Below are 5,252 nucleotides of genomic sequence, written 5' to 3'. Positions count from 1 at the left end.
CAGCACACCACCCACGAGACCGAGGCGTACGAGCCTCGCTCCGTGCAGGACGTCGCCGACGACGTCGTCGCGCGCGAGCACGACGAGGTCACGCCCGTCGTCGTCGAGGACGTCGAGCTCACGCCGGTCGTCGCCGACGACGCGGTGGTCACGCCGGTCGCCGACGACGTGGACCTGGGAGGCACCACCGCTCCGACGACCGGGACGTATCGCGAGACGGACGACGGCACCGACCCCGCCGCCCGGATCTGAGCAGCGGGCGCCCGCACCGTCCGAGCGGGACGGGCGCCGCAGGGACGGCACGACGGCCGCCGGTCACACGGACCGGCGGCCGTCGTCGCGTCGCTCGGCGGTCAGGGCGTCCCCGCCGAGCCGCCCATGCGCGTCAGGCGCAGGGCGTCCCGTTGACGGTGAACGCCGTCGGGGCGGTGTTCGTCCCGCTGTACGAGCCGTTGAAGCCGATGCTCGTCGAGCCACCGGCCGGCACCGAGCCGTTCCACGGCGCGTTCGTCACGGTCACCGCCGACCCCGTCTGGCTGTAGGTGGCGCTCCAGCCCTGCGTGACCTTCTGGTCGCCGGGGAAGGTGAACCCGAGCCGCCAGGACGTCCACGCCGACGACGAGGTGTTCGTGACGGTGATCGAGGCGGTGAAGCCGTTGCCCCACGAGTTCGCCGAGTAGGTGACCTTGCAGCCCCCGGGCGGCTGCGTGACCTCGGGGAGCGTCCGGAAGGTGACGCTGGGCGACAGCGCGGAGAGCTGCCCGGCGGTGTCCTTGGCCCGGACGGTCAGCACGTGATCCGTCGCCGGGGTGAGGCCGGTGAGCGTCACCGACGGGGTGCTCGACGTCGCCACGACGGTGCCGTCCTGGGCGCGCAGGACGTCGTACCCCGTGACGCCCTTGTCGTCGGTCGACGCCGTCCACGTGAGCGTCGCGCCCGTCTGCGTGATCGCCGACGCGACCGGGAAGCCCGGCGTGCTGGGCGGCAGGTCGGCCGTGGTGCCGGTGGTCCGCACGGTGACCGGCGTCGAGTCGGCGAACAGCCGGGCGTTGTTGCGGGCCCGGACGACGAACGTGTACGAGGTGCTGGGCGTCAGGCCCGTCACCGTGGCCGAGGCGGTCGTCGTCGACGCCACGACCTGCAGCGCGTCGCCCGCGACCCGGATCACGTCGTAGCCGAGGATCCCGCTCTCGGCATCGGTCGACGCCGTCCAGGTGAGGGTGACCGACGTGTCCGTGACGGCGCTCGCGGTCGGCGTGCCCGGCACGGTCGGCGGCGTGGTGTCGACCGCCGGCGCGGTGCCCGCGTGCTCGGCCGCCCAGCTCGCGAGCCAGGCCAGTGCCGAGTTCCAGTTGATCGCGACCTCGTTCACCGAGTACGCCTCGATGTGGTCGACGAAGCACTTCTGGGCCGCGCAGCCGCCGAGCTGGGCGGCGGCGATCGGGTCCTGCAGCTCGCTGTTCGGACCGCCGGAGAACGACCCCGGCGGGGCGATCGGCAGCGACGCGTCGGCCTGGTGCGCCCAGAACCGGTGGTGCACGTTCTGCACGGCACGCTCGCCGTAGCCCGCGATGTACGACTGGTTCAGCGGGTTGCGGCCCTGGAAGTAGTCGAGGGTCGCGTAGACGCCCGTGCGGTACTTCGCCTGGCCGGTGAAGTCGTAGGCGAGCGCGAGGGCGTTCGCGTTGTTCGCGACCTGGCCGTTCGAGCCCCAGTAGTAGACGGAGCCGGCGTTGTTCGGCGCGGGGTAGGCCTGGGCGTTCGCACGGGCGAGCGCGGCGTCGGCGAACGAGACGATCGCGGCCCGGGTCGCGGCGACGTCGGCCGCGGGCAGCCCGGTCGGGACCAGCGCGAGCGTCGTGTCGCCCAGACCGCCGGTCCAACCCCAGTCGTAGCCGCGCTGCGCGAAGCTGCCACCCCGGTACAGCGACGAGCCGGTGACGTCGGCGCGGTAGGTGTCGGAGCCGGTCGTCGCGTAGAGCTCGGCGGCGGCCCAGTAGAACTCGTCCGTGACCGAGTTGTCGCTGTACGCGCCACCTCCGGTCCCGTCGGTGCTCGACGCGAGGCGGTTCGGGTTGGCCTTGGCCGCCGCGTACGCGGTCTGCGCCGCCGCGAGGGCCTTCGCGGAGAACGTCGGGTCGAGCGTCTTCCACAGGCGCGACGCCTGCGCGGCGACGGCCGCCATGTTGAGCGTCGCCGCGGTGCTCACGGGCGACAGGAGCCGGCGCTGGCTGTCGCGCGCGGGGATCGTCGGGAGCGCCGTCCAGTTCTCGTCGTGGATCTTGTGGTGCACCATCCCGGCGTCCGTGCGACCGGCCGGCACCTGCATGCGGAGCAGGAACTCGACCTCCCAGCGCGCCTCGTCGAGCACGTCCGGGGCGCCGTTGGCGCGCTCGGGGATCGCCATCGTGCCGTCGGCCAGCGCCGTGGCGTCGGCGCCCGCGACGTGCAGCGTCCGCTCGTACGCGTTCTGCAGCTGCCACGTCGCGATGCCGCCGTTGACGACGTACTTCCCCTGGTCACCGGCGTCGTACCAGCCGCCGCGCACGTCCAGGTTGTAGCCGCACGACTGCCGGCACGGGACGCTCGTGTCGCCCTGGTTCGGCGCGACGCCCAGGTGCCCGGCGGCCCGCGCATAGGTGCTGCCGACGTACTGCGACTCGATCGCGATGCCGCTGCGCTGGTGGTAGAAGAACGCGAGCGCGTCGTAGCGCAGCTTCTTGACGGGGTCCGCGGAGATGTCGAACGGGAGGCTGCTCGCGCCGCCGGCGGACAGGACGTAGCCCGAGCCCGGCGTGTCGAACGTCGAGAAGTCGATCAGGTGGGTCGAGTCGCCGGAGAGCGCGTCGGCGCCCCGGACGACCGACGCCCCGGAGGCGACGGTCGTCCCCGCCGCGTTCCGGAGCGTCCACGCGACCGGCGACGTCGAGGTGCTGACCAGCGTCGCGACCTTGGCGACGCCCGGCACGTAGGCGACCTGGTTGACCTTGACCTGCGAGCCCGGGTCGGGGGCGGCGAACGCCGCCCGCGGGGCGACGACGCCGCACACGGCCAGGGCGGCGGCGACCGCGACGGCGGCGACGCGGGCCCGGCGCGGCCCTCGGTGGTGGGTGTTCCGTGACATGGCGGTCCTCTGCTGGACGGACGACGGGTGGGTGCCACCCGTGAGGGACCGGCCGGCCCGGTCGTCGCAGGTGCGCTCCGTTCACGCTAGGGCGCTCCCGCTGCAGGTCAGAGGCGCTCCGTCAGCGGAATCGATTAGGCCGTCACGGACCCGGTCCCCCGTGCGGTGGCACGTCCCGGATCTTCGTGGTGCCCACCACGATGTGGGGCACCGCCGCGGGGCGAAGGCTCGTGCCGACGGAGGCGACCAGCGCCTCGGCAGGCACACCGGGAGACGGATCATGCCCAGCATCACCAACCCCAACCTGACCCTGAGCGAGTCCGAGGGTCAGGTCACGCTGCGCGTCGAGTACGACGCCACCTTCACGCCCATCGACCGGCACCTGGCGGCGATGGGGCTCAACTTCCACGCGCACACCACCGCGCACGGCTCCGACGGCGGGATCAAGGGACCGACGCTCACCGAGTTCCCGCGGCACCGGTTCGAGGTCACCGACGGAGAGAGGGACCAGGTCTTCGAGGGCGTGGTCGAGCGCCACACCGTCGCCCGCTCGGTCCTCGGCGAGGACCCCGTCGGCGACGCCGACGAGATCATGGTCAACGTCCGCGTGCACAGCCCGCTGCCGCCGATCTTCACGAACGACCAGCTGTCCGACATCGAGGTCCTGACCTCGGCGGGATGAGGGAGTCGACCATGTGCTGGCACAGAGAAGACAACGCACCGCCGAGCTTCACCTGGACGCTCACCGTGACGAGCGTCAACGGGGCGACGGTGCGGCACCACGTCCCGGCGGGTGCGATCGGGCTGGTCGTCCTGTTCGACGGCGGAGGTGGCGGGAGCGTCTGGTTCCGGCTGATGGAGAACCGGCTCCAGGTCGAGGCGCTCGTCGACGCCGGCTACGCGGTCGCGGCGCTGGACAGCGCCGGCCCGAGCGGCGACTACGACATGACGGCCGACCCGGTGACGAACCAGGACCTCGTGAACGTCGACGCGCTCATCTCGCTCCTCGGGTTCGCCGGGTCCGACGTCTACTACCTCGGCTTCTCCTCGGGCGGCGCGTTCGCGAGCCTCGCGACCGTGTTCACGCCGGCCAAGGCGCTCGCGCTGTTCAACGTCCGGGGCGTCGCGAGCACGTTCTCGAGCACGGTCGTCCTGCCGCCCCCGACGCTGTGGGTCGTGGGCCGGAACGACCAGCGCATCCCGCCCACCGACGCGGGGCTCGTCGCGAACTGGGCCGCCGTCGCGGCGAGCGGGGTCGACTGGGCGTTCTACGTCAACGAGCCGGCCGGCCTGGTGCCCGAGGCCTTCGAGCGCATCAGCGACCCGACCTCGAGCGTGAGCCCCGCCGACTCCGCCGACGCGGTCGCGGACCTCCAGGCGGGCGCACAGCTCGACGCGTGCGGGGTCCCGGTCGGGCCCGCGAGTGCGATCAACTGGGCCGTCGTGTCGCCCGGGCCGTCGTTCACGGCGGACTTCCAGGCCGAGGCGCAGCGTCAGGTCAACGAGCTGTACGGGTCGCACGTGCTCACGAGCGACTTCCGGCAGCAGGTCGTCGACTTCTTCGTGGCCCACCCCTGACGTCAGCGCGCGGCCGCACCGGCCCGTCCCGGCCGGGGGCGGTGCGGCTCGCTGAGGGCGTCGGGGAGCTCGGCGCGGCTGCGGACGCCGAGCTTCTGGAAGGCGTGCGTCAGGTGCGTCTCCACGGTGCGCCGGGTGACGTAGAGCTGGCCGGCGATGTCGCGGTTGGTGACCCCCTGGCTGGCGAGGGTCACGACGCGGTGCTCCGCCGGGGTGAGCGAGCCGGGTCCGGTCGTGGCGGGTCGTCGTGGACGGGCGCCGCTGACGTGCAGCTCGTCGCGGGCCCGCCCGGCGAGCAGCGTCATCCCGTGCTGGTCGGCCAGGTCCAGAGCCTCGCGCAGCGGCGGCCGAGCGTCGCCCCGCCGGTTCGACCGTCGGAGCGCTGCCCCGAGGTCCACGAGGCAGCGGACGTGCTCGAGCCTCGCGGGGGAGGACGCGGCGAGGTCCGTGGCCTGCTCGAGCAGCCGCACGCGTTCCGGGCCGTCGATCGTCCCGGCGACGGTCCGCGCACCGGTGGCGCGGGCCGCGGGCGAGATCGGAAGAGCGTCGT

Annotated in this window: 4 protein-coding genes and 1 pseudogene; 3 read left to right on the top strand and 2 right to left on the bottom strand. The window is 73.2% G+C overall.

Going from position 1 to position 5,252, the window contains the following annotated elements; genetic code table 11:
* Positions 1-252, top strand: a pseudogene (locus tag HGA02_RS09545) (hypothetical protein); the annotation flags it as partial.
* A gap of 133 nt (positions 253-385) precedes the next feature.
* On the opposite strand, the gene HGA02_RS09540 reads toward HGA02_RS09545, so the two are convergent.
* Positions 386-3,124, bottom strand: coding sequence for a glycoside hydrolase family 9 protein (locus HGA02_RS09540; RefSeq protein WP_168678812.1), 2,739 nt, complete (start codon positions 3,122-3,124; stop codon positions 386-388).
* 280 nt (positions 3,125-3,404) lie between these two features.
* On the opposite strand from HGA02_RS09540, the gene HGA02_RS09535 reads away from it, so the two are divergent.
* Entirely contained in the window at positions 3,405-3,806 is a 402-nt protein-coding gene (locus HGA02_RS09535; protein ID WP_168678811.1) for a hypothetical protein, read from the top strand.
* A gap of 11 nt (positions 3,807-3,817) precedes the next feature.
* Positions 3,818-4,702, top strand: coding sequence for an alpha/beta hydrolase (locus HGA02_RS09530; protein WP_168678810.1), 885 nt, complete (start codon positions 3,818-3,820; stop codon positions 4,700-4,702).
* Positions 4,703-4,704: 2 nt separating this feature from the next.
* On the opposite strand, the gene HGA02_RS09525 is transcribed toward HGA02_RS09530, so the two are convergent.
* A partial coding sequence (locus HGA02_RS09525) for a helix-turn-helix transcriptional regulator (RefSeq protein ID WP_168678809.1) occupies positions 4,705-5,252 on the bottom strand: 548 nt, incomplete at its 5' end.

This window comes from Cellulomonas septica, assembly GCF_012396155.1.
Taxonomy (GTDB): Bacteria; Actinomycetota; Actinomycetes; order Actinomycetales; family Cellulomonadaceae; genus Cellulomonas; species Cellulomonas septica.
Note: the sequence above shows the minus strand (reverse complement) of the source record. Positions and strands in the feature narration are given on the sequence as shown.

Excerpts from the sequence above, each read along its gene's own strand:
- HGA02_RS09535 (WP_168678811.1), top strand. The coding sequence starts at position 3,405 with ATGCCCAGCATCACCAACCCCAACCTGACCCTGAGCGAGTCCGAGGGT.
- HGA02_RS09530 (WP_168678810.1), top strand. The coding sequence starts at position 3,818 with ATGTGCTGGCACAGAGAAGACAACGCACCGCCGAGCTTCACCTGGACG.
- HGA02_RS09540 (WP_168678812.1), bottom strand. The coding sequence starts at position 3,124 with ATGTCACGGAACACCCACCACCGAGGGCCGCGCCGGGCCCGCGTCGCC.